The sequence below is a fragment of the Salinisphaera dokdonensis CL-ES53 genome, assembly GCF_040361215.1.
Lineage (GTDB): Bacteria > Pseudomonadota > Gammaproteobacteria > Nevskiales > Salinisphaeraceae > Salinisphaera > Salinisphaera dokdonensis.
In genome coordinates this window covers 1-23,726 of record NZ_APND01000009.1, presented here as the reverse complement: position 1 = coordinate 23,726, position 23,726 = coordinate 1, and the positions used below count along the sequence as shown (strand labels likewise).

Sequence of the window (23,726 nt, the reverse complement as noted above, 5' to 3'; positions counted from 1 at the left end):
GCTTTGTCATATAGCTATGCGCAACCGCTAACTGACCTTCTATCGACGGCGGTTGGTGTCGGGCGCGCAAGGCGCGGAGTTCTGCAGGTTGGTATCGGCTGGTCGCGCTGATCACGGGCTTAGCGGCGACTGTCATCTGGATCGCCCGATCCAAGCTTTGATCACCCAGGCGAGCTTTGACTGCACACATCTGGAAACCGGCCACATAAAAGGATCGAAGCCATGAGTTACATGTACGAGGGTCGGGCCATTTCCAATAGACGCCGTATTGCTCGCGCCGCTCGTCGCAAAAAATAATGACCCCGTACCCCACTCCGGGTATTGTTTGCGGAAGAAGTGTGGCTTATATTCGCATTGTGAAAGTCCACTTGCTCCACGTGCTGATCGTGATGCTGGTATTCACCAGCGTGCTGGCCAGTCCAGCAGTTATGGCGTGGACAATGCCGGCTGAGGCTGCGGCAAGTGACTGCACGTTGTGTAAGGCTGACACCACCAATTCGCAGCATTCCACAGCAGCGACTTCTACTTGCGCAATCGCCATCTGCGGCATGATGGCTTATGTCGGGCATGATCCTGCTGGGGTTACACCTCAGCCATCTGCGTTCCCCACGTTTCATATCGAAACGCATCTGGGGCGCCAACTCGAAGGGCCCGACCCTTTCCCGCCTCGAGCTTTCCACGTTTGATCTGATCGACGCCTGAGGGCGTCACGAATCTCGGCTGAGCCTGTACATTCCGCGCTCCTGCGGTCTGTTCTGGCGCGTCATGCGACCAACCCATTCTGTCGTATGCGCGCCAAACGGCTCTCCGGCTCTCTAGATCCCGTGGAGTTATCCCATGATCCAATCACGCAAAGCGAGCATGGCGCGCCTGACGCTTATGCTTGTCCTTTTTGTCTCGACCGGCGTGGCTATAGCAGCGCCTGTAACGGCCCGCCTCTACCACAACCCCGGCTGCATGTGCTGTGAGCAGTACGCCGACTATCTCGGTAACAAGGGGTATGACGTGGAAGTGCTCGACACCGACGATATGGCGGCCCTGAACAGAAAGCACGACGTAGAACCAGCGTTGTCGTCCTGTCATACCACCCTCATCGGCGACTACGTCGTCGTCGGTCACGTGCCCGAGCCGATCGTCGCCAAATTGCTGCGCGAAAAACCCGATATCCGCGGTATTACGCTGCCGGGGATGCCAAGCGGCTCGCCGGGCATGCCTGGCAAGAAGAGCGAACCGTTCGTCATCAAAACACTGGATGGAGACGTTTACACGACGTATTGAACCTGTGTGCACAAATTACCGAGGTAAACAACGATGAAAAGCTGTCATTCCGAAGAATCGACTTCGTCATCCGACTCCCGTCATTTGGCCAGACGATGGCTTGAGCCACGCAGCATCCTTGTGGGCGGCCTCGCCGCCGCGGCGCTCGGGCTCTTATTCAACTGGAACTGGGTGGTGGCTGTCGGAATCGCGCCGCTGCTGTTCACCCTGCCCTGCATGATCATGATGGGCTGGATGATGTGGAGCATGCGGCCGAAGCCTACTGATGATGCAACGGCCCGGCAGGAGCCAAACAAGCGGAACCGTTATTTAGAGCAGACCACGCCGTCGAGCGCACCTTCCGCACAATCCAAAGAGGACTAGACCATGCATACAAAAGTAAAAATGATTATCGCCGCCGCCCTGGTCGCGGCCGTACCCGCCGTATTCGCCGCCGCGCAAAGCGACGACAGCCAGTCGGCATCCGGGAACCATATGGGGCACATGATGCAAGGCCAGGACGGCAAGGGCCATGGCATGGGCATGATGGGCGATGGCGGCATGCCCATGATGAAAATGATGGGTCAGATGACCGACATGATGGAAACCTGCAACGAGATGATGCAGAGCAAGATGGAGAATATGGACAGCCCGGACAGTCCAGCCAACAAGGGCTAAACACCAACGCGCCGGCGGCCACCCGCTGTGGGGTCGCCGGCCTCTTCTTCATCGAACAGGAGTACGAAAATGAGCCTACGTCTAGGCGATACCGCACCGAATTTCACGGCCGACACTACTGAAGGCCAGATCGATTTCCATGAATGGCTGGGCGACGGCTGGGGCATGCTGATGTCGCATCCGGCCGATTTCACGCCGGTCTGCACGACCGAGCTGGGCGCGGTCGGCGGACTTACGGAACGCTTCGCCAAGCGTGGCGTGAAAGCGATCGTCGTGTCCGTGGATTCGGTAGAAGATCACAAGCGTTGGGCGGCCGATATCGAGGAAACGCAGGGTCAGGCCGTTAACTTTCCGATCATCGGCGATACAGATCGCAAGGTCGCCGAACTCTACGACATGATCCACCCGAACGCGGGCGATACGTCGACCGTGCGCAGCGTGTTCATCATCGATGCGAACAAGAAGATCCGCATGACACTGACCTACCCGAAGAGCGCCGGCCGCAACTTCGACGAGATCCTGCGTGTGATTGATTCGCTGCAGCTAACCGACAACTACAAGGTCACCACGCCGGCGAACTGGCAGGACGGCGACGACGTGATCGTTTCGCCCGCGCTGTCCAACGAGGAGGCCGAAAAGCACTTCCCGAACGGCTGGAACGAGCTTAAGCCCTACTTGCGCATGACCAAGCAGCCGAACAAGTAAGCGGCTAGCTCACCTCGTCGCCCCGAATACGCGCGATACGCTGTATTCGGGGCTTTATCTGCCTGTCGGATGCAACCCGCAATATGTGCAAAGAAACTACGCGATCGCGCGCGTCGCCCGGTAATTGGCTAGATATTAGCGGTGGTTGCCAGGAGACAGAATTGTGAAAATATTCGCGACTTTTTCGTCAATGCTGCTAGCGGTTTTCTTCTCCAACATCGCGAGTGCAGCGCAACAGTCCGGCCCCGGCCGAATGGGTGAGGGTGGAATGATGAGCAGCGGCTCAATGATGCAGTGCAGCATGATGGGCGGACCCATGATGATATTCGGATTGCTCTTCCTACTGCTCATCTTCGTGATGCTCGTGCTCGCTACCCTGTCACTTGTGAAATACCTGCGCAGCACACGCAATTAGACCGGAAGTCCTTTGTTATTTGTCGCAGTGAATCATTGAAAAGCCACTTCCCATGTTTATAAACCCGTCGATAAATTCGGTCGCGTTTTCCATCGGGCCTTTGGAAGTTCACTGGTACGGCCTGATGTATCTGCTGAGCTTTCACGTCGGCTGGGCCTTGGCTGTTCGCCGAACGAAAATGGCGCATATAAACTGGTCAAGCGAAGAGGTCGGTGACTTCCTGGTTTATGCTGTGCTCGGCGTCGTGCTGGGCGGTCGCCTCGGTTATGCGTTGTTTTATCAGCCAAGCTATTTTTTCGCCCATCCGCTACATGTGTTCTATGTGTGGGACGGCGGCATGTCGTTCCACGGCGGCATGCTAGGAGTGTTTGTTGCTTCTGGCTGGTTCGCTTGGCGTATCCAAAAGCATTTCTTCGACGTTACCGACTTCATCGCACCGATCGTGCCCATTGGGCTGTTCTTTGGGCGCATCGGCAACTTCATCAACGGCGAGCTGTACGGACGCGTCACAGATGTGCCGTGGGCGATGATTTATCCGTACGTCGACAGGTTGCCGCGTCACCCGTCGGAGCTTTACGAGGCGTCTCTTGAGGGGCTGGCGCTGTTCATAATTCTTTGGATAGTTGCCCGCAAGCCACGTCCGCGCATGGCGATCTCAGGCGCATTCCTACTGGGTTATGGCTGTTTTCGGTTCTTCATCGAGTTCTTCCGGCAGCCGGATCCGTTTGCGGGCTTCGTGGCGTTCGGCTGGATGACGCTCGGACAGGTCTATTCAGCGCCAATGATCGTTGCAGGTCTGGTCCTGATTTCACTGGCCTACTTGCGGCCCAGACGCGATTCGCACCACATGCCAGGTTCTAGCCCTCGGGGTATCGGCCAAGTCAGCACGACACATCATAATGAATAGCCGGAACCGCGAACGATGAGGAATCGTATGAAGCGTATCGATAGATCACGCCGAAGGCTTCTCGGCCGTATCGGCGGCCTTGCAGGCGTTTCGGCTCTATCACCCACGTTCTTGCTTGCCGGCTGCGACAATGAAACGACCGCAGGCAGCAACCTGCCTGCGTCGGCTCATCGTGACGTTGAACAGGGTCCGTTTGACGTGGATTTTCGGCTGAGCGCCCAATCGGGCACGGTGCCCATACTGCCCGGGACGCCCAGCGAGGTCTGGTATTACAGAGGGGCCTTGGCCGAAGGGCCGCCAGATACGCTCGCGTCCATCGGCGAAAGCTATCCTGGACCGCTGATTCGGCTGCGCCGTGGCCAGCGTGTTCGCGCCCGGCTGGAAAACCGACTTCCCGAGGACACCACAGTCCACTGGCACGGCCTGCACGTGCCGCCGAATGTCGACGGCCAGCCGCGCCTGCCGATTAAGCCGGGCGAATCCACGACCGTCGCCTTTGACGTGGACGACCGGGCGGGATTGTACTGGTATCACCCGCACCCGCACGGACCCAACGGTGGGCGCGTAGGCTTTCAGAGCTATGCTGGGCTTGCCGGCCCCTTGATCATCGAGGACGAGACCGAACGCGCACTCGATCTGCCCGGCGGCGAGCAGGAAATGGTTCTGGTACTGCAGGACCGCAGTTTCGCCGGCGACAACGAACTAACCTTTGTTGGCGGCATGGGATCGATGATGCGCGGTTTTTTAGGCAATCGTGTTCTGGTCAATGGCCGCCCGCCGGAAACCCGCGAAATCGGCACTCAGCCTTATCGCCTGCGAATCCTCAATGGCTCAAACGCGCGTATCTACAAGCTGGCCTGGAGCGACGGCCGGCCGGTGACCGTCATCGGCACCGGCGGCGGGCTACTCGCTGCGCCGCAACGATATCCTTACGTGACCCTGGCCCCGGCGCAGCGGGTCGATCTGTGGGTGGACCTGTCCGAAGCCAGAGTCGGCGAACAACTCGCCCTTGTCAGCGATCAGTACCTCTCCGGGATGATGGGCGGCATGGGTGGCATGGGCGGATCCAGGTTGCCCGCCGGTGCCCGATTCGAACTGTTGCCCCTGCGAGTTACGCATCGCGCGCACGATGGGCAGCCGCTACCCGAGGTCTTGGACAGCGGCCTGAAAACGCCGCCCGTCACCCCGGATACACCGATACGAACCTTTGATTTGACGATGAAAATGATGCGCGGCTTCGCCATTAACGGCCGCCAATTCGAAGGCACGACCGTGGCCGATGACGAAGTCGTAACCTTGGGCGACACCGAAATCTGGGAGTTCGTCAACGCCAGCATGATGCCGCACCCCATGCATGTGCACGGTCTGCAATTCGCGGTAATCGAACGCAAACGGATCGACCGTCAGCGCGGCTGGTCAGAACTCGAGGCGGGGCTTGTGGATACCGGCCAGCACGATACCGTGCTGGTGCTCCCCGGCGAGCGGGTACGCATCGCGCTCACCTTCACCGATTTCGACGGTCTCTATCTCTATCACTGCCACAACATGGAGCACGAGGACAACGGCATGATGCGCTATTACCGAGTGCGCGCGTGACGGCTTGCTCGCGAAACGCAGTCGCCGCCGAGTACGCTCGCCTCGCCGGCGGCTACGACGCGAAGTCGTCGTTCTATATTAAGGCGACCACGCGCGAGACACTCGCGCGTCTGTTTTTGCGTCCACAGGATCGCGTGCTCGACATCGGCTGCGGTACCGGCGCCCTGCTCCAGCGTCTTTGCGCGATCCACCCGCCCCCGCAACTCTGTGGCGTCGATCCGGTGTTCGAGATGCTGGCTATGGCGCGCCGCGAGCTATCTTCCACCGTCGATTTACGTCAGGGGTGGGCCGAACGACTCCCATTTGCCGACGCGCAATTCGATGTCGTCGTATCGTGCAGCGTGTTTCACTATCTCTACCGCCCTGACAAGGCACTGACCGAGATCCTCCGGGTTCTTCGGCCTGGCGGTCAACTGGTCATCACGGATTGGTCTAGCGACTACCTCATGTGTCGTTTGCTCGATCGATACCTACAACTGACCGGTCGTGCCCACAGCCGGGTTTACCGAGCGCAGGAGCACGTAGAACGGGTTGAAAGCGCCGGTTTCGCTACGGTCGACGTGGACCAATACAAAATCAACTGGTTATGGGGGCTTATAACCGCTCGCTTTGCTCGAACGCGGGTTAAGTCCATATGACATGTCTCAATCGGTTCATATGAATATGGAAATGACTGCGAGTCTGCTCTGGCTGTGTCTGGCGCTGGCGGTAATCGGTCTGCTCGTACTGGTCTTTGCGTTGCGGCGATTGGTGGCCGCCGCAAACAACCGTTCGGCATCGAGCAACTGGCTGCTGGCGGCGGGTGGCGTACTGGCCGCCGGCCTCTGCGTCATCGATAGTGTCATTCTGTGGTGTCTTATCGAATACAGCCTGCTGGGGATCGATTTCAGCAGCGAGGGGCTGCGCGCTCTGATGGCTCAAGCCGGATTCTGGGCGCCGCTCGCCTCCATCGCCCTGATGGTGGCCCATTCCTTTGTCCCGTTTCCGGCCGAAGTGATCGCTATCGCCAACGGCGTCGCTTTCGGCCCCTGGCTGGGCGTGGCGATTACCTGGATCGGTGCAATGCTCGGCGCGATCGCGAGCTACGAACTCGCGCGCGGTTTGGGTCCGGCCGCGCGGCGACGTCTTATCCCTACCCGTTACCGCGCTCGCCTGGATACGTTTGCATTGAACATCGGTATCGCGCCGCTGCTCGTCGCGCGTTTTTTGCCTATCGTGTCGTTCAATCTGATCAACTATGCGGCGGGACTCGCTGGCGTGCCACGCTTGCTATTCATCGGGACGACCGGGCTCGGCATATTGCCGTTGACCGTGCTCAGCGTATTGGTTGGCAGTCAAGCGCTGGAGCTGCCGCTTTATATATGGATTGTTGGCAGTGTCGTCTTGCTGCTTTTGCTGCTTTTGCTGGTAGCAGTCCGCTTTGCCCGGCGCGCGATTAAAAGGCACGACCCGAAACGACAGACCGGGACCTCAGCGCGATATGACGCGCGGAGCGACGCACCGCAATGACGATCTGGACGAATGTGCTGCTCGCCACGGCAGCCGGCGTGCTTCTCAATCTCACACCGTGCGTACTGCCAGCGCTACCCATCAAGATACGCAGCATCGCGCGCGTGGTCGGCAACGGCGCTCGCCAACGCGCCTTGGCCGGCGCTGCATTGCTGGCCGGGACGCTCACGTTCTTTGGCGGTCTGGCGCTGGCGACGGCGTGGCTGAATTGGACTTGGGGCACGCTGTTCCAAGCCACCTGGTTTCGTGCGGCCTTGGCGTTCCTGCTCGCTGGCCTCGGGGTTTACAGCCTCGCGGGGCGTGGCGTACAGCCGCCGCAATGGGTTTATCGACTCCAGGGCAACGGCTACGCAGAACCTTACTTTGCCGGTTTCCTGGCTGCGGTCTTGTCTGCGCCCTGCACAGGGCCTTTCCTGGGCGGCGTCATGGCGTTTGCTCTCACTCAGGCGCCGAGCACGATTTTTGTGTTGTTCATGGCGGTGGGCGTTGGATTGGCCCTGCCCTATCTCGTTCTGTTGACACATCCCGGACTGCTTACACGAATACCGCGCGGCGGCGCGTGGTTATTGCGCGTGCAGCAGGTTATGGGTTTGATTCTTCTGGCCGGCGCAACTTTTTTCGCGACTACCGTACTCGCGGAGCGTGTCAGCACCCTGCTGTGGACGGCTTGGCTCGGTGCCGTGGCTTTCTGGTTGTTCCGGACATTGGTGGTTGGACCCGGATTTGGCGCGCGTTTGGTACCGGCGTTGGTCTTGGTGGCGGGCGTGGCCGGCGGCGTCACGCTCGGCCTTGAGCAAGAGGCCGGCGCGCGCCATGAGTTGCCTTGGCAGCCGCTAACAGAGCGCGCACTGATCGAGGCCCGCACGGCCGGCGCGCCGGTGCTTGTCGAGTTTACGGCGAACTGGTGCATCAACTGCAAGGTTCTGGAACAAACCGTGTACGCGGACATCGCGATCGCGCGAGCCGTCGATACAGCCGGCATGCACGTCCTCCGTGCCGATCTGACGCGGCCGGACGCTGCGCTGGACGCTTACCTGCGCTCCTTCGGTGGGGCCGGGCTGCCCTTCGCCGTCATCTTGACCCCCGATGGCACCGTGCACCGACGCCTACCCGATTTATTTACCGTAAACACCTTGAAAACAGCCATTGAAACCAGTGGGGAGCAGACGCGTGTCGACTAGCAAGACTTTCATACTCACTTGGCTGTTTCCAACATTCATCGCGATCGTGATAAGCGGGTCTTTTCTTTTCTGGCAATGGACTGTGCCGACGACGGAATCCGATGAGCAGTCGCTGACCAACCCATCGGCTGCTGATAAACGGGATAGCAAACGAGACGTCATTGACTTCTATGCCGCACCAGAATCATCGACGGTCGCGCAATCGGGCCCCGCTCGAACACGGCAATTTAGCGCGGCTCACGTGAGTCTACAGGCATCACGCGAAGCCGATACGATCAAAATAGAACTCGAAATCGATTCGGGGTGGCACATCAATGCCAATCCTGCATCTTTCGATTTCCTTATACCGACCGAGATCGAAGTACTTGCGGATGGCTCCATGTTATCTACCAACCTTGCATACCCCTTTGGCGATGAACTCGACGTCGGCCTTGAAGAGCCGATTCGGGTGTATTCGGGAAACGTCGAGTTGACGGCTACTCTGGGTGAAGCAGCCGCCCGAGATCAACCTATCGTTCAAGCCGTGGTACAAGCCTGTAACGACTCGGGGCTTTGCCTTCCGCCCTCAACGATTTCTACGTCAATTCCTGACGCCATGACTCCATCGCTACCCTGAGTCGGCTAGACTCTTCATAAGCCATTGGTGCTGACAGCTGCGGCAACACGAGCCCTGGAGAGGTGGCGAACTCGCATAAATCGTCTCGCTCCTTAGACCCACCTAAATTGGCTGACCTCGAAAACCATTTTTGTGTGAACAAATAAATGTCAATCAAAAACCGTTGTCAGAGCAGCCTATTTTGATATAGTCATAGCCATGCGTGCCTTTTTGGTTCTAATTTTGCTGTTACAGGCCTTGGTCGCCCAAGCGGGCGTACCGGGGATATCCTGTCTGCATGGTTCTGAGCACGCTAGCGCAGAAAAATCCGCGTCTACTTCTACGAGCCCAGGTGTTGCGGTCAGCGAGCATTCGCACGCGGCAAAGCACCAAGCGGGTAGTGGCGACTCCCCATCCCATGATCGATGCTGCTGCACTGTCATGGGCCACTGCTCGTCAAGTGCGGTCGACACCAGCTTCCCAACTGATGCGCTGTCCCCCCCTCCAGCGCTCTTGGTAAGTCGTGCGCCTGGTTCAGCCGCACCTGGGTTCAAACATCCCCCCTATCGCCCGCCGTCTATTCGCGTCTAATTGAAGCTTTAGGTGCATCTGCCATGCACCGAACATCAATTTGGACGGTGGTTGCAGCTTCCAGGGGTTTATCGGGCACCATTATGAATGGTGCTGATCTCGATAAATACGCCTTAGGATAAGTTGCTGCGTCACCGTTCCGACGGAGACGCAAATTGCGAACTTTCAAGATTGTTGCTGCGACATTAGCCGTGAGCTTGCTCATTGCGGGCGGCGCCGCGGCCGGAATTATTTATTCTGGAGCCTACAACGTGGCAGCCACGAGTAAACATTGGCCCGTGACGCGCTGGGCCTTAAGCCAAACTGTTCATAAATCGATCGAACAGCAGGCCTCCGGCATCGAGGCGCCCGAGTTGGGCTCCGAAGATCAGTTACTGGCCGGCGCAGCCAACTTCGAAGCCATGTGCAGCGAGTGCCATGCGCCGCCCGGGCGTCGGCAATCCGTGGCGGCACGGGGGATGTATCCCCGGCCGCCGGAGCTCACCCACGCCGCCGAGGAGAAAAGCGCCGGCGAAATATTCTGGGTGATCAAGCACGGCATCAAGGCATCTGGGATGCCGGCTTGGGGTGGATCGCATAGCGACGAGGACATGTGGGCGATGACCGCATTCGTCGAGAAATTACCCGACATGTCGGCGGCCGAATATGACCGCCTTCTGGCCCGTGCCGAAGGCAGCGGCGTGGGGCATCACTCCGGCGGTGGCGGGACCGGCCACGACGGCGGGCGTCAGACACACGAACTTGACGCAACGACCGGTTCGAGCAAAGGCCACGATAACGCTCATGGCCATGGCTCGCGCGACGGTGACCACGCGTCGGCCGAAGACCGCGTCGACTCAGCCGCCGGTCAAGAGGATGGACACTCACACTAGTCGCGAAACCGTTGACACCGCTTACAAACGACTCCAACCGAATTGGATCAATGAGGCTATAGACAATGACTCAGCATACATATGACAAAGACCGCCGCCGGCTGCTGCGCGCCATGGGCGCGACCGGCCTGCTGGCGGGCTTCAATGCCCTGCTACCTTCATATGCCCGAGATGGCATGACACGCCACCTCAATAGCGCCGCCGCTCAGGTCCCGGGCGGCGCGGCCCGGGACGTCCTCATGGACGTGCACGTGCGGCGCGAGATGATCGATATCGCCGGCGGCCGTGCATCAGCCATTACGCTGAACCACACCACGCCGGGCCCGATCGTGGAGCTTTGGGAAGGCCAGAACGCCCACCTTCGCGTACACAACCATCTCGACGAATCCACCTCGATCCATTGGCACGGCATTCTGCTGCCATTCCAGATGGACGGGGTGCCCGGCGTGGCTTTTCCGGGTATCGATCCGGGCGATACGTTCGACGTTAAGTTCCCCGTCCGCCAAGCCGGCACCTACTGGTACCACAGCCATTCCGGTCTACAGGAGCAGGTCGGCCAAACCGGGCCGATGGTCATTCATTCGCAGGGCGATGACGGCATCAACGCCGATCGCGAGTACGTGATCGTGCTCAACGACTGGACCTTCGAAGACCCACATCGTCTGTTGGCCAAGCTCAAAGAGATGAGCGACTACTACAACTTTAGCGAGCGCACGCTCGGCGATCTGGCCGAGGATTTCCGCAAGTCGGGCGTGGCCACCACGCTGAAAGATCGGCTGGCCTGGGGCGACATGCGCATGAGCCCGCGGGATATCGCCGACGTCACGGGGCACACCTACAGCTATCTAATGAACGGCGTGCATCCCGAAGCCAACTGGACCGGCCTGTTCACGCCCGGCGAGCGCATTCGTCTGCGCGTGATCAACGCCTCGGCGATGACCTACTTCAACGTGCGGGTACCGGGTCTGCCCATGCAGGTGGTCGCCGCCGACGGAAAGGAAGTCCAGCCGGTCGAGACCGACGAATTCCAGATCGGCGTGGCCGAGACCCTCGATGTCGTCGTCCAACCCAGGGCGGATCAGGCCTACACGATCATGGCCGAAACCATGGACCGCAGCGGTTACGCCCGCGGCACGCTCGCCCCGCGCGCCGGCATGGTCGCGCCCGTGCCCGCCCTGCGCGAACAGCCGCAGCGCACGATGATGGATATGGGCATGGACATGAGCGACATGGACATGGGCGGCATGAAGATGTCGCACGACAAAGGCGCGAAGCCGATGGGCCATGGCCAGATGGCGATGGATCACGGCTCGATGAAGAAAATGGACATGTCCAAGAAGGATTCCGGCATGGCCGGCATGTCCCATCAGGGCCACCAGATGGATGGCTCGAAGATGTCGGACAAGATGGCCGGCATGGATCACGGCAAGAAAATGGCGCACGGCACCGGCCCAAACGCCGGCACCATGGGCACGGGCGCGATGATGGAACAAGCCGGCCCGGTCATCGCCAAGCACGGCCCCGACATGCACGGTGCGGGCAATATCAATGTCGCCAACGTGCAGCGGGATCGTCTGGGCGAACCAGGCACCGGCCTCGAGGACGTCAACCATCGCGTGCTCACCTACAGCCAGCTGCGTAACGTTGTGCCGATGCAGGATCGTCGCGAGCCCTCGCGCACGATCGAGGTGCACCTGACCGGCAATATGGACCGCTACATGTGGTCGTTCGACGGCGTGAAATACTCGAATGCCACGCCGATCGAGTTTCCCTACGGCGAACGCATCCGGCTGGTGCTCGTCAACGACACCATGATGGAGCACCCGATTCATCTGCACGGCATGTTCATGGAGCTGGAAAACGGCCAGGGTGAGCATCTGCCGTTCAAGCACACCCTGAGCGTGTTGCCGGGTTCACGTGCGTCGCTGCTGATCACGGCCGACGAACCGGGACGCTGGGCCTTTCACTGCCATCTGCTCTATCACATGGAAATGGGCATGTTCCGCGTCGTGCGCGTAAGCGATCAATCAGGAGACAACAATGCTTAAACAGTCGATGACCGCGACGATCGGTGTGGCCGCCTTTGCCCTCGGGATGACCCTGCCGGCCTATGCCACGTCGGACGGCAAGGCCGATCTGGATTCCGTCATACCGAAGGGGCCGGCGGATCCCAATAGTGGCGCACCACTAGCTTGGAAAAAACCAATCCACGATCAGCAAATGCACAAATTTTTTCTCGTCGACCGACTCGAATACGGCGACGTGGAGGGCACCAACAACTATCTCTGGGACGCCCAGGGCTGGATCGGCGGCGATTACAACAAGCTCTGGCTCAAGACCGAAGGTGAGGGCCCAATGCGCGGCCGCTCGCCCGAGGACACCGAGTTTCAGGCGCTCTACAACCGAACCATCGCACCGTTCTGGAGTGCGCAGGCCGGTGTGCGCTACGACGTCAATCCCAACCCGGACCGCGGCTTTGCCGTACTCGGCCTGCAGGGGCTGGCGCCGTACTGGTTCGAATCCGACACGGCGCTGTTCGTCAGCGAAGACGGCGACGTGAGTTTTCGCGGCGAATTCGAGTACGAGCTGCTGCTCACGCAGCGGCTGATCCTTCAGCCTCGGGCCGAGATCAATGCCTCGGCTCAGGATGTGCCGGAATATGGCCTCGGTCAAGGTCTCAACAATACCGAAATGGGCATCCGGCTCCGTTACGAGATCAAGCGCGAATTCGCGCCCTATATCGGCGTGCGCTGGGAGCAGACCTACGGCGAAACCAAGGATATCGCCCAGGCCGAAGGCGAGGAGACGTCGTCTACCGCCTTCGTGGTCGGTATCCGAGCCTGGTATTGATCATGCCTGCGCTGTAACTAATTCATCAAAAAGGAGGAAATTTATTAAATTCTATAAATCATTAGCCACTTACAATTGACACGCATTCTTAAGTGGGCGTTATTCGGCTATGCCTTTTTTGTCTAATGCGAATTATTGTTTCGTATAATTTTGGACATAAAAGTTAGCAAGGCAACGATTCAGCCAATAACGCCCATAAATCAGCGACGGTAAAGTTAGGTATTATTATGCAGAAGAACACTATTAAAAAAAGCTTGCTTCTTTTACTTTTAGCCTCGAGCTCCTCCGCAGCATTGGCTGAACCCGACACTGCCATAGCCTCTGGGTTGTCAGACGGCGCTGTAGTAATAGCTCAAGCAAAAGCGGTCGATACTTTGGAAGAATATCAATCAATGTATCGAGGTCAGATGATGGATCGGCACACAATGCAGATGCTAGACGTGGACGATAATGGTGAAATCTCACGTGAAGAGTTCATGCATGTGCATGAACTTATATTCGACACTGCCGATCAAAACAAAGATGGCAAACTCGAAAAAAGCGAAATGAAAAAGGGAAGTCTGCCGGAAATGGAAACCGGCTAGCGTTTGATTTATACGTCACCCTAGCTAGTTGTTATAGGGTGACGTATTTTCCAACTCAACACGTCACACAAGCTGGTCGCCTGATTGCAAGCCACCCGGATAAAGTCTAGCACTTGTAGCAAGATAGAATTTTGGCTCTAAAAAATAAATTGGCGTCAAAGCGATAGCAGAAAATATTTTCAAAAATACTTTTATTTCGAACGGCTATTTCCAAATAAAAATATGGCGTTAACTGGGCTTGTAATCATTTTCCTAACTTTCTTCGCCGGGGCGCTCATTGTCCAGAAGCTGCCTACTGGCGCCGATCACCATCACTTAGCCGAATCTCAAAAGGTGCCATTTCTTGGTGGTTCGAAACCCAACACCCATGCCTGGCAGCGATATCACATCCGCTATTACTCGATGACTCTGCTTTTCATCGCGTTCGAAATGGAGATGATGTTTATGTACCCGTGGGCCGTCGTGTATGTCACCGAAGGCGTCAAGGCGCTCGCCGAAATGGGCATGTTCCTCTCCATCCTCACGGTAGGCATTCTCTATGGGTGGCGCGAAGGTATCTTTAGATGGCAGTAACCATACTCGGGCGTCTTGCAGCGCGGGCTCCGATTCCGATTTTCGTGGCTATGGGGCGCGACGGCGCGCCTGCGATCGAGCACTTGCTCAAGAGTGGTGATATCGACTTCACCGCAACGCCCCGACACGCCAACATTTTATTGGTCGCGGGCCGCACTCGAGAGAGTGACCAACCCTATCTAGATCGCCTCCACGACCAAATGCCGCACCCACGTGCGACATTCTGGTGGGGAGACGCGCATTCGGACGACATAGATGAAGCACGGCGCTCCGCCTCAGCTGACGATCCAGTCGCGCCACTGCGTGCGCTTTATCGCAAACTGATTGGCGGCTCCTATGCATCGGAAACCCACCGTCTGTCCGACGAGCCACCCACCCCTTGGCGTGGCAGAGGCGATCACGGTCAAGGTGGAGAAGGGATGATGGGCGGCGTGCCTTACGGGCGCATGATGCCTATGCCCCCGACGCCAGACATTCGCGACGGGCTCGCGTTAGATGTCTACCGTACTCAGGTTGGCCCCTTCATGCCTTACTGGCCCGCTGGATTGATACTAGAGGTGACTTTTCAAGGCGACGTAATTCAATCAGCCGAAGTCGTTCAGCCACCCTATCCACCACGCGACATTGATCGTGAACCATTCGATCGCTTGCTGCACGAGCAGACGCCCCTGGCACAAATCGAGCGCACACGCGCAACGCATCACTTGGTATGTATCGCCCGGGTATTGTCGCTTGTCGAATTACCGACGCTCAGCCGGCAGGCTCAGATCGTGGCAGCACGCATACGCGCGAACGAAACTGTTGCTATCGGTCCGCTGCGCAAAGCCGCCGCCCGCGCAGGTTTGATGGCTGCGATCAAGCCGGGGCTCGGTCGGATCGATGACGATCTAGCGTGTGAACTCGGCGGCCCGGTGCGACGCGCTGCTGGACACGTGCTCGACAGTCGCAACGATGATCCGACCTACACGCGACTGGGCTTCACCCCTGTCACGCAAAAGCAAAGCGACTGTCAAGCGCGCGTGGCGCAGTGGTTCGACGAGGCCGAACAAGCGCTAGCTCTCGCGTCGGCCGCACCCCACATCCTGATCGCCCAAGGCCAACTGGCCGAGCCACCCTGGGCTCTTCGGGCACCGCCGCTTGATTATCGCGTGACCGAGCTGCTCCCAGGACTCGAATGGAGTGAAGCGCTGCTTGTGCTAAACAGTTTTGATAGCGCCGCGTTATGTCGAATGGGATCTTTGGAGACGCCATGACGCAGATCGTCCTAAGCGCCGCCTGGCTTGCTTTCTTGTTTGGCATGGCATGGTACGTCGCTTTGCTCGATGGGCTATGGGCAGCGGCTCGGGAACGGCGGTCCCCACGCGCGCCTCTGGCCAATCCCATTTACCGATGCGCCGCGGTTCTGCGCCAACAGCCCAATCGGACTGAAGCCCCGGATTTGCTCAATTGGCGGTTGGCGCCTGCACTGTATGCTGGGCTCGCCGGTACCGGTGTCGCACTCGTGCCTTTCTCTAGCGTGAGCGTTCTCGCGGATCTCGAAGTCGGCATTGTCTGGTGGGGCGCAGTCGAGGCACTGACAGTAGTGGTTGTATTCCTGCACGGTTGGTCAGCCAATTCTCAGTTCGGCCTGATCGGTGCCTACCGCTATGTCGCCATCGGGCTGCCGGTAATGCTGATCAGCATGTTCGTGTTGATCGCGGCAGCATTGCCCGCTGAGTCTCTAGCTCTTCCGCAAATCGTCGAATCCCAGCGTGGCCTTTGGAACGTCATCCGCCAACCGTTAGGGCTACCGCTGTTTCTACTCCTCGGTCTGTCTCTAAGCTTCAGAGGCCCGTTCAACTACGCGGACTCGGCTGATGTCGCGGGGGGAACCGCCGCTGAGGTATCCGGCGCGCCAAGACTGGTCTGGGAGTTCGCGAGGCTCGCAATGCTTACGGCGGTGGCCGCAATGGCGGCCAGTGTCTTTCTAGGTGGCTACCTTGGCCCGTGGCTGCCCGGGCCGGCATGGCTGGTACTCAAGACGGCCGCCGTGCTTCTAGTCCTAGTATGCCTCACCGAGCAGCTGGCACGGATCTCCCCGAGCCGAATGATGACGCTGATCTGGACAGTGCTCTTGCCGCTATCGTTTGTGCATTTGGTATGGGCAGGAGTACTGGCGCTATGAACGAAATCGATATCGCATTTTGGATCTTCGCCGCTATCGCGGTGATAAGCGGTTGGCGTGTCTTCTGCACCGACTCGATGGTTCGGGCTTCGTTCCTCCTGTTGCTGTCATTTATCGCAGTTGGCTTGATCATGGTGTTGCTCAACGCGCCCTATCTCGGCATCGCGACCGTCTTCATGATGGCAGTGGAAATGATGGTAATGGCGCTGTTCATGGTCATGTTTATGATGAATCCAGCGGGCCTGAACCCGATGATGATGGTGCACCAGCACCGTTTTTCGATCGCGGCGGGCGTGTTCGTCTTCGCCATACTCACCGGTCTCATCTGCGTTACACGCTTTACCTCTAACCCGGTCGATCCGCGCATCGATTCCGTTGCAAGCCTAGGCAAGGAACTGCTCGGCAATTCAATGCTGATCTTTGAAACCGCTGGGGTCACGCTGCTGGCGACCATGGTGGCCAGCGTCATTCTATCGAGCCGCAGCGGACGCTTCGGCATGGCCGATACCGGCGCCGTACCGCCGCCACTTGAGCCCGGCGGTGAACCAGCCGGGCGGCAACCCGAGCAGCACAGCGGACATGCTCATCACCATCATTAATAGAGAAATAGCCATGACACTCACAGCGATATTGATCGTCGCCGCCGTGCTCATCGGCATTGGGCTCTACGGCACATTGTCGCAGCAGTCATTCGTGATGCTGATGATGGGCCTCGAGTTGATGCTCAACGGCGTGATGCTGGCGGCTGTTGGCTTTTGGTCGCTTACGGCAGGTGGCCTGCCGACTGGGCAGCTTTTGGCCATCATCGTGATGGCGGTGATGGCAGTAGAGATGGCCGCCGGCTTCGCATTGATCACAGCGGTCTATCGCAGTCGCCAGGCGGATGTCACCGAAGGCCTGACAACACTGAAGCACTGATCATGCTCTGGGTTGTCGCACTGTTTCCACTGCTCGCAGCTGTGATCGTTCATGCATCGCCGATGCGGAACCGCGCCGCTCTGGGCGCTTCAGGCTGTGGTGTATTGCTGTTCACACTGTTGCTCACGGTTTTCGCCGGCCTAGAGGGTTGGGTCGGACGATTTGCCTGGAGCATCCCACTGCAGTTCGAGGTGGTGTTGACGTCAAGCTCTGTCGTTATGGCTTTGCTGGTGCCGGTCATTGCCCTGCCCGTGCTCGCCTATGCCGCGGTTCACGAACGCCTGCGCGACTTGAACCGCTTGGTATCGCTGCTCTTACTGTTCGTCGGCGCCATGCTGTTACTAGTAATCGCGGCGGACCTCATTACGCTGCTTATCGGCTGGGAACTGGTCGGCGCCTGCTCATGGGCACTGATCGGGCACGAACGACAACACGCATCCCGTGCGGCCTCGGCGCGCTATGCGTTCGTGATGACCCGTTTGGGCGATCTCGGGCTTTTCGTAGCGGCCATGGTTGCCTTCAGCGATAGCGGCACTTTCGCGTTCGCCGCGATCGAAACTCTCGGCGCACCCCAAAAGACTATTCTGGTGGCCGGATTATTGTTAAGCGCGGCCTCGAAATCCGCCCAGATTCCGTTCGCGCCATGGATTTTCCGCGCCATGGACGGGCCAACATCGGTTTCGGCTTTGTTGCATTCCGCCACCATGGTCGCCGCGGGAGCCTACCTGTTGATCCGGCTCGAGCCGACGCTCGCTCAGGTGCCGTGGTTTGGTCCTACGGCAATTGGTATCGGTCTCGGCACCGCGCTTGCAGGCGGTCTGACCGCCATGCTGCAGCCTCACGCAAAGAAATTATTGGCAGCGTCCACCTCCGCACACTACGGCTTAATGTTCGTCGCGGTCGGCGCCGGCTACCCGGCCGTCGCACTGACGCATCTAGTCGCGCATGCGTTTTTCAAGGCATTGCTGTTTCTCAGTGCAGGCGTCGCCGGCCGCGAAGCCGATAGCTTCTACCTGACAAAGATGGGATTCGGGCGCGTGCTGCCGATTACAGCCTCGGCAACCGCGGTCGGCGGGTTCGCATTGGCAGGCATACCTCCGCTGGGCGCAGCGTGGACAAAGGAAATGGTCGTAACAGCCGCAGGCCATTTCAGCCCATGGCTGGCACTCGTGGTCATGCTCGCCGGCGCCTTGAGTGCGGCCTACGCCATGCGTTTCGTCTATAGCGCCTACGGCGTCGCCGTCAACGACACGAGCGCCACTTCGAGAACGACAGAAACCATAGCGATCTCATCGCTAGCTGCCGCTTGTTTGGCGCTTTCCTTATATTGGCTGCCAAGCATACAGCAAACGCTGGGCGCTTGGCTCGCAACCTCGTTTCCGACGCCTCCACCCTGGGAGACCATCGGTTCACTCCTGACTGTCGGCTCTGGCCTCTACACCGGCCTGTTGATCGCACGCAAACATCCCGCGCTGGGCGAAGACGGCCCTGTTTCAGCCTATGCTGACTGGTTGGGCTTGCCCTTTGCGATCAATCGCGTCGTCGAGCGTCCTTTTTCGGCGCTCGCACAGCACTGTGCCACGTTCGACGATGCCGTCATTGATGGCATCGTACGCCGAGTCAGCGCGGGCGGACTTTTTGCCGCACGCGTTGCGTATCGAGGACTCGACCGACTGGCGGACGGGCTTCCGGAGGGCGTCACTCGTTGGCTTGCTCTTAGCGGCGAAGACAGCCGCCGTTTTCAAACCGGCCTTTCACACCATTATCTCGCCTTCATGGCCGCGGGTGCTGTGGTGTTGGCAATTATTCTGTTTGCGGGGCGCTAAAATGCTCACGGCCACCATTCTCATACCATTGCTGGGTGCGTTCGCGCTCGCTTGTACACGTCTAAAAGAACCGACATACCGATGGCTCGCATGCAGCGTCGGCAGTGTGCCCTTGGTCCTACTCGTGGCGGTCTGGATCGGCTTCGATACCAGTACGGGCGCCTCCGCGTTTCAGTACGTCGTCGAATACCCTTGGATTCCGGCGCTTGGCATCGGCTGGCGTATGGGTGTCGACGGTATCGCGCTAACGGTGGCTACGATGAGCGCGCTGTTGTTCGTCGCTGCGATTGCATGGCCCGCCGAAACGCGGGGAAGAGCGCGAGAATACTACGCGTGGTTTCTGTTTCTCGAAGCTGTATCGCTCGGCGTATTCCTGACTCTGGATCTCGCGCTGTTCTATGTCTTTTTCGACCTGAGCCTCGTCGGTCTGTTCTTTCTTATCGGGCGCTGGGGCCACGGCGACGCCGAGCGCGCCGCGATAAAGTTCTTCGTCTATACCTTTGCCGGGTCGTTAGCCATTCTGCTAGCAATTATCGGTCTCGTTCTGGCGACCGATCCACTGACCTTCGACATGCGCACGCTAATCGCCGATCAGCCACTCGTGGGCATGGACCTGCGCGCGACGCTGGTTCTGGCAGGATTCATCATCGGCTTTGGTATCAAGACGCCGTTCGTACCCTTGCATACATGGCTTCCCCCAGCGCACGTGAACGCCCCTGGGCCGGCCTCAGCCGTGCTCGCCGGTGTGCTGCTTAAAATGGGCACTTACGGTTTGATTCGAATCCCCTATTCGATGCTCGGCGACACCTTTGCACGCTATGCTTTCGCCCTGGCCGTTCTGGCGGTGATCTCGATTCTATGGGGCGCGTTGGTCTCGATGGCGCAAAGCGACCTCAAGCGACGTATTGCTTACACTTCCGTGAATCACATGGGCTATGTGTTGCTGGGTATCGCCGCAGCCGCGACGATCGGCGGTGAGCAGGCCGCGCGGCAAATGGCGTTGACTGGTGCCACCGTGGAAATGGTCGCCCATGGTCTAATCACCGGCGCGCTGTTCTTGATCTGTGGCGCGTTCTGGCAGCGCACTGGCGATTATAATCTCGAGCACTACGGCGGTCTGAGCCAGATCGCGCCGAATCTCACTCGCTTTACGATTCTCGCGTCATTCGCGAGCCTGGGTTTGCCCGGGCTCGCCGGTTTCGTGGCCGAGCTACAGATATTCGTTGGTGCTTTCAGCGTCTATCCGTGGCTGGCCGCCACCGCGCTTCTGGGTATTCTCATTACCGCTGCGCTTTTCCTACAGATGCTGCAACAGCTGTTCTTCGGAGCGCTGCCCACAGAGCGGGGGGATTTCAGGGACCTCGCGCGCGTCGAGATCATCACCTTGGCGATACTCGTACTGCTGATCGTGATAATCGGGATATATCCGAATTGGCTGCTGACGCCCATCAACAGTGCAACTGGCCTATTGACGGGTGGGGTCTAGCATGCCGGTTGGCGACGTTCTACCCGAACTCAGCGTTTTAATCAGCGCGGTCACGTTGCTTTTGGCCGCAAGTTTCATGCGCGAGCGAGATCAGTGGTTGGCTGCGCCGGGCGCGCTCATTGGCCTTACGGTGGCATTCGCGTTTTGTGTTGCTCAACTGGGCGAAGCGCCGAAATTGACTTTCTCTGGAGTCTGGGCTCTGGACGGTGCCAGCATCTGGGCTCGCCTGATCATTTTGGTCGCTGCCGCCTTGAGCGTTCTGTTGACGCCCGAGTGGCTGCGCCAAGACCGTCGCCACGGTGAATACTATGCCGTCTTAATGCTTGGAACACTCGGGGCCATGCTGCTCGCCGGGGCGACCGACCTGATGCAGTTGATCATCGCCGTTCTGCTGTCCTCCGTCACGGGGTACACGTTAGCCGCTTATCATCGTAACTGGCCGCTGTCGGTTGAAGCCGGCATAAAATATTTCCTAGTCGGCGCGCTGGCCAACGCCCTACTCGTGCTCGGTGTGACGCTGATGTTCGGGCTGTTTGCCACCACGGACTACGGCGAGCTGGCGTCGCGTACGGACGACGGCGCCCAATCAATGACGCTCGTCGCATTCAGTCTCGTCATTGTAGGTGTAGCATTTAAACTTGCGGCCGTACCGGCCCATACCTGGATGCCGGATGTCGCTGAGGGCGCCCCGCCGCCGGCGGCTGCCTTCCTCACTATTGCACCTAAAGTAGGCGCCGCCATTGCGCTTGCCCGCTTCGTCGATCTGTTCCCTCAAGACATCCCTTGGCGCTCCGTGGTTGCCACGATCGCGATCGCGACCATGTCCGTAGGCAATTTGGGTGCACTCGGGCAGAACGATGTACGGCGAATGCTGGGCTGGTCTTCGGTATCGCAATCTGGCTACGCACTGATGGCGATCACTGTTCTCGGTCTGGATCCCTACGCGCTACCGGCCTTGCTGTTCTTTCTCGCAAGTTATGCAGTCGCGAATCTCGCAGCATTCGGTGTTGTGACACAGCTGCGCGGACGCACCAACCTAGCCGACTACCGAGGCCTCGCGACCGCCCATCCGCTACTCGCGGCCGCACTGATCCTTAGTTTTCTTTCGCTGGTGGGTATCCCACCGCTGGCAGGCTTTGTGGGCAAGCTGGCACTGTTCGTCACGACGATCGAATCGGGTTACGCATGGCTGGCTGTCGTGGCTCTGATCAACACCGTCGTATCACTAGTTTATTACTTACGTGTGCTTGCGCCCGTGTATTTCGCCGAGCCGGCGAGGCCCATGCATACGCTCGGCTACTCTGCCGCCGCCGCTGTGGTGCTATGCGCGTTCTTCACTGTCAGTCTTGGTGGTTTGGCGGATCCATTATGGCGAATGCTCACCGAAGCGACTCTTCTCCCGTAGGCCGCTCGCGAATTGGTTTTAGGTTTTTTCAGCCGCTTGCGTTCATAGAAGCGAATCCGATCTTCACGCGCGTCTCCGCGGAAACGCGTATTGAGGTCCACATAGCAACGTCCGCCATTTACTACTGAGACGCATGGCTACCGTCCAGGCCGCGTCACGATCTAGGGATCGAAGTCGGTGCAGCACCTCTTGCATAGCATGACACCGATTTGGTCATATCCGGTATGAGAGTTTCCGAATATTCCTGCATCGGCCGAAAAACCTACTTATCTCGCTGCAGTTGCTCATTGTCGAAATGAATCAGGCATGCCCATCGGCATGGTCAGCCACATCGAAGACGAGGCGTACGAGGTGGTCGATATCGTCGATGGCGTATCGGGCATCAAGCCCGGCCAGGTGTTTCCGGTACCGGAAACCTATTCCTGCCATACGCGCGTCGCCGACGGGGTGTTCGCCGTGGACCGGACCGGCGAGGGCGAGTTGTGCGACCACCCCTGTTATCAGCGTTTCGCGCTGGAATCTTATATCGGCGTCCCGCTCACGCTCGACGGCCACATAGTCGGCACACTGAATTTCTCGAGTACCAAACCGACCGGCGAGTTCACCACCTACGATCTCGACCTCATCGGCATGTTCGCGCAGTGGCTCGATCATGAGATTGCCCGCGAGCGCGATCTACTGGCACTGCGCGGCGCCCAGGACGAACTGGCACGCTTGGCGCTCACCGACGAGCTCACCGGAATATACAACCGGCGCGCGATCGGTGCACGGATGCAAGAAGAATTGAACCGTGCCCAGCGCTATGCCCAACCGTTGAGCGTGGCGCTGGTGGATTTCGACTGCTTCAAGCAACTCAATGACCAACACGGGATATCGCCGGCGATCGGGCCTTGCAGCTGTTCGCGGAGCTGGCCACGAACCAGCTGCGCAATCTGGACAGCGTGGGTCGCTGGGGCGGCGAGGAATTCGTTTTGCTGCTCCCGAACACGGACATAAACGCAGCAATGACGACCGCACAGCGGCTGTTGGAAACCATTCGCGGGGTGGGCTCCACGGTCGATGGCGCCGCAGTACCGCTGATCGTCAGCGCTGGGCTCGCCACCACGCAGGGTGACGAGTCGATCGAAACCCTCATCGATCGGGCAGACCAGGCCCTATACGAAGCGAAGGCAAACGGCCGCGATCAAGCGATCGCCGGCAGTGCATTGTCTGGCCCGAGCCGGTTTATTTGACGCAACTGCGCCAACTGACCACGCTCCAATGGTCGGCGCTGATCTTTGTTCGCAAAACAGATCTCCGTTGCGCCGGCGCGCTCGGGGCGTATGAGCTTCGCCACGGGCGTTCTTTTCTCATGGCCGATCTGCACGACGTGGCCGCTTTTCTTGTGACCGCAATCTCCGCAGCACCGATGCAAGACTTGCGCACGTAATCGCGATTTGATTTCCGAATCGCATTACCAACGAAAGGCCACGCCACCATCCCCTGCCCCGGCCAGCGCGCCGCGGTGTTGGCTCAGCTACTCGTTTAAACCGATGGAAGCGAGGAACAGATAAGGCCGCAAACGACCCAGGCTGTGTGAAAACGCGTGAGTTAGCGTACTTTTCCCCATCAGCT

The 23,726-nt window shown here is 58.9% G+C and carries 26 protein-coding genes; all 26 read left to right on the top strand.

From position 1 onward, the window contains the following. Positions 1-837: 837 nt before the first annotated feature. The 26 genes from SADO_RS17005 (at position 838) to SADO_RS16880 (ending at position 23,541) form a co-directional block, all read left to right on the top strand. Positions 838-1,278, top strand: coding sequence for a DUF411 domain-containing protein (locus SADO_RS17005; protein WP_293625796.1), 441 nt, complete (start codon positions 838-840; stop codon positions 1,276-1,278). Positions 1,279-1,311: 33 nt separating this feature from the next. Then, complete coding sequence (locus tag SADO_RS17000; protein WP_353113605.1) at positions 1,312-1,641, top strand: hypothetical protein; 330 nt, start codon at positions 1,312-1,314, stop codon at positions 1,639-1,641. Positions 1,642-1,644: 3 nt separating this feature from the next. Further along, positions 1,645-1,935 (top strand): hypothetical protein, encoded by a 291-nt coding sequence (locus SADO_RS16995; RefSeq protein ID WP_353113603.1) that lies wholly within the window; start codon positions 1,645-1,647, stop codon positions 1,933-1,935. A 69-nt stretch (positions 1,936-2,004) separates the two neighbouring features. Then, entirely contained in the window at positions 2,005-2,640 is a 636-nt protein-coding gene (locus SADO_RS16990; protein ID WP_353113601.1) for a peroxiredoxin, read from the top strand. A gap of 163 nt (positions 2,641-2,803) precedes the next feature. Continuing rightward, on the top strand, positions 2,804-3,055 hold the full coding sequence (locus SADO_RS16985) for a hypothetical protein (protein WP_353113599.1): 252 nt from the start codon (positions 2,804-2,806) through the stop codon (positions 3,053-3,055). Positions 3,056-3,107: 52 nt separating this feature from the next. Continuing rightward, complete coding sequence (gene lgt, locus SADO_RS16980; protein ID WP_353113597.1) at positions 3,108-3,962, top strand: prolipoprotein diacylglyceryl transferase; 855 nt, start codon at positions 3,108-3,110, stop codon at positions 3,960-3,962. 111 nt (positions 3,963-4,073) lie between these two features. After that, entirely contained in the window at positions 4,074-5,558 is a 1,485-nt protein-coding gene (locus SADO_RS16975) for a multicopper oxidase family protein (RefSeq protein WP_353113595.1), read from the top strand. Next, positions 5,555-6,196, top strand: a complete 642-nt coding sequence (locus SADO_RS16970) for a class I SAM-dependent methyltransferase (RefSeq protein ID WP_353113593.1) — start codon at positions 5,555-5,557, stop codon at positions 6,194-6,196. Before SADO_RS16975 ends, SADO_RS16970 begins: the two co-directional genes overlap by 4 nt. 1 nt (position 6,197) lies before the next feature. Further along, positions 6,198-7,067: a TVP38/TMEM64 family protein gene (locus tag SADO_RS16965; protein ID WP_353113591.1), complete on the top strand. Its 870-nt coding sequence runs from the start codon at positions 6,198-6,200 to the stop codon at positions 7,065-7,067. Further along, entirely contained in the window at positions 7,064-8,248 is a 1,185-nt protein-coding gene (locus SADO_RS16960) for a protein-disulfide reductase DsbD family protein (RefSeq protein ID WP_353113589.1), read from the top strand. Before SADO_RS16965 ends, SADO_RS16960 begins: the two co-directional genes overlap by 4 nt. Continuing rightward, positions 8,238-8,864 (top strand): protein-disulfide reductase DsbD domain-containing protein, encoded by a 627-nt coding sequence (locus SADO_RS16955; protein ID WP_353113587.1) that lies wholly within the window; start codon positions 8,238-8,240, stop codon positions 8,862-8,864. Before SADO_RS16960 ends, SADO_RS16955 begins: the two co-directional genes overlap by 11 nt. Positions 8,865-9,625: 761 nt before the next feature. Further along, positions 9,626-10,306, top strand: coding sequence for a c-type cytochrome (locus SADO_RS16950; RefSeq protein WP_353113585.1), 681 nt, complete (start codon positions 9,626-9,628; stop codon positions 10,304-10,306). A gap of 65 nt (positions 10,307-10,371) precedes the next feature. Beyond that, the gene (locus SADO_RS16945) at positions 10,372-12,354 is read left to right on the top strand and encodes a copper resistance system multicopper oxidase (protein ID WP_353113583.1); all 1,983 of its coding nucleotides are present in this window, start codon (positions 10,372-10,374) and stop codon (positions 12,352-12,354) included. After that, positions 12,347-13,156 (top strand): copper resistance protein B, encoded by an 810-nt coding sequence (locus SADO_RS16940; protein ID WP_353113581.1) that lies wholly within the window; start codon positions 12,347-12,349, stop codon positions 13,154-13,156. Before SADO_RS16945 ends, SADO_RS16940 begins: the two co-directional genes overlap by 8 nt. A 227-nt stretch (positions 13,157-13,383) precedes the next feature. Continuing rightward, complete coding sequence (locus tag SADO_RS16935) at positions 13,384-13,740, top strand: penta-EF hand family protein (protein ID WP_353113579.1); 357 nt, start codon at positions 13,384-13,386, stop codon at positions 13,738-13,740. Positions 13,741-13,962: 222 nt separating this feature from the next. Then, positions 13,963-14,313, top strand: coding sequence for an NADH-quinone oxidoreductase subunit A (locus SADO_RS16930; RefSeq protein ID WP_353113577.1), 351 nt, complete (start codon positions 13,963-13,965; stop codon positions 14,311-14,313). Next, the gene (locus tag SADO_RS16925; protein ID WP_353113575.1) at positions 14,304-15,566 is read left to right on the top strand and encodes an NADH-quinone oxidoreductase subunit D-related protein; all 1,263 of its coding nucleotides are present in this window, start codon (positions 14,304-14,306) and stop codon (positions 15,564-15,566) included. Before SADO_RS16930 ends, SADO_RS16925 begins: the two co-directional genes overlap by 10 nt. Continuing rightward, positions 15,563-16,477 (top strand): complex I subunit 1 family protein, encoded by a 915-nt coding sequence (locus SADO_RS16920; protein ID WP_353113573.1) that lies wholly within the window; start codon positions 15,563-15,565, stop codon positions 16,475-16,477. The genes SADO_RS16925 and SADO_RS16920 overlap by 4 nt, the downstream gene beginning before the upstream one ends. Beyond that, a complete protein-coding gene (locus SADO_RS16915; protein WP_353113571.1) occupies positions 16,474-17,076 on the top strand; it encodes an NADH-quinone oxidoreductase subunit J family protein in 603 nt (200 codons plus the stop codon). Before SADO_RS16920 ends, SADO_RS16915 begins: the two co-directional genes overlap by 4 nt. Positions 17,077-17,089: 13 nt before the next feature. Then, a complete protein-coding gene (nuoK, locus tag SADO_RS16910) occupies positions 17,090-17,395 on the top strand; it encodes an NADH-quinone oxidoreductase subunit NuoK (RefSeq protein WP_353113629.1) in 306 nt (101 codons plus the stop codon). A 218-nt stretch (positions 17,396-17,613) separates the two neighbouring features. Further along, the gene (locus tag SADO_RS16905) at positions 17,614-19,221 is read left to right on the top strand and encodes an NADH-quinone oxidoreductase subunit 5 family protein (protein ID WP_353113569.1); all 1,608 of its coding nucleotides are present in this window, start codon (positions 17,614-17,616) and stop codon (positions 19,219-19,221) included. 1 nt (position 19,222) lies between these two features. After that, the gene (locus SADO_RS16900) at positions 19,223-20,707 is read left to right on the top strand and encodes a complex I subunit 4 family protein (RefSeq protein ID WP_353113627.1); all 1,485 of its coding nucleotides are present in this window, start codon (positions 19,223-19,225) and stop codon (positions 20,705-20,707) included. 1 nt (position 20,708) lies between these two features. Continuing rightward, positions 20,709-22,112 carry an NADH-quinone oxidoreductase subunit N gene (locus SADO_RS16895; protein WP_353113567.1) on the top strand — a complete coding sequence of 468 codons (1,404 nt, stop codon included), beginning with the start codon at positions 20,709-20,711 and terminating at the stop codon, positions 22,110-22,112. Positions 22,113-22,418: 306 nt separating this feature from the next. After that, entirely contained in the window at positions 22,419-23,108 is a 690-nt protein-coding gene (locus SADO_RS16890) for a sensor domain-containing diguanylate cyclase (protein WP_353113565.1), read from the top strand. Then, positions 23,003-23,344 carry a GGDEF domain-containing protein gene (locus SADO_RS16885; protein WP_353113563.1) on the top strand — a complete coding sequence of 114 codons (342 nt, stop codon included), beginning with the start codon at positions 23,003-23,005 and terminating at the stop codon, positions 23,342-23,344. Before SADO_RS16890 ends, SADO_RS16885 begins: the two co-directional genes overlap by 106 nt. Further along, positions 23,341-23,541: a hypothetical protein gene (locus SADO_RS16880; protein WP_353113561.1), complete on the top strand. Its 201-nt coding sequence runs from the start codon at positions 23,341-23,343 to the stop codon at positions 23,539-23,541. The genes SADO_RS16885 and SADO_RS16880 overlap by 4 nt, the downstream gene beginning before the upstream one ends. The last annotated feature ends 185 nt before the right edge of the window (positions 23,542-23,726 follow it).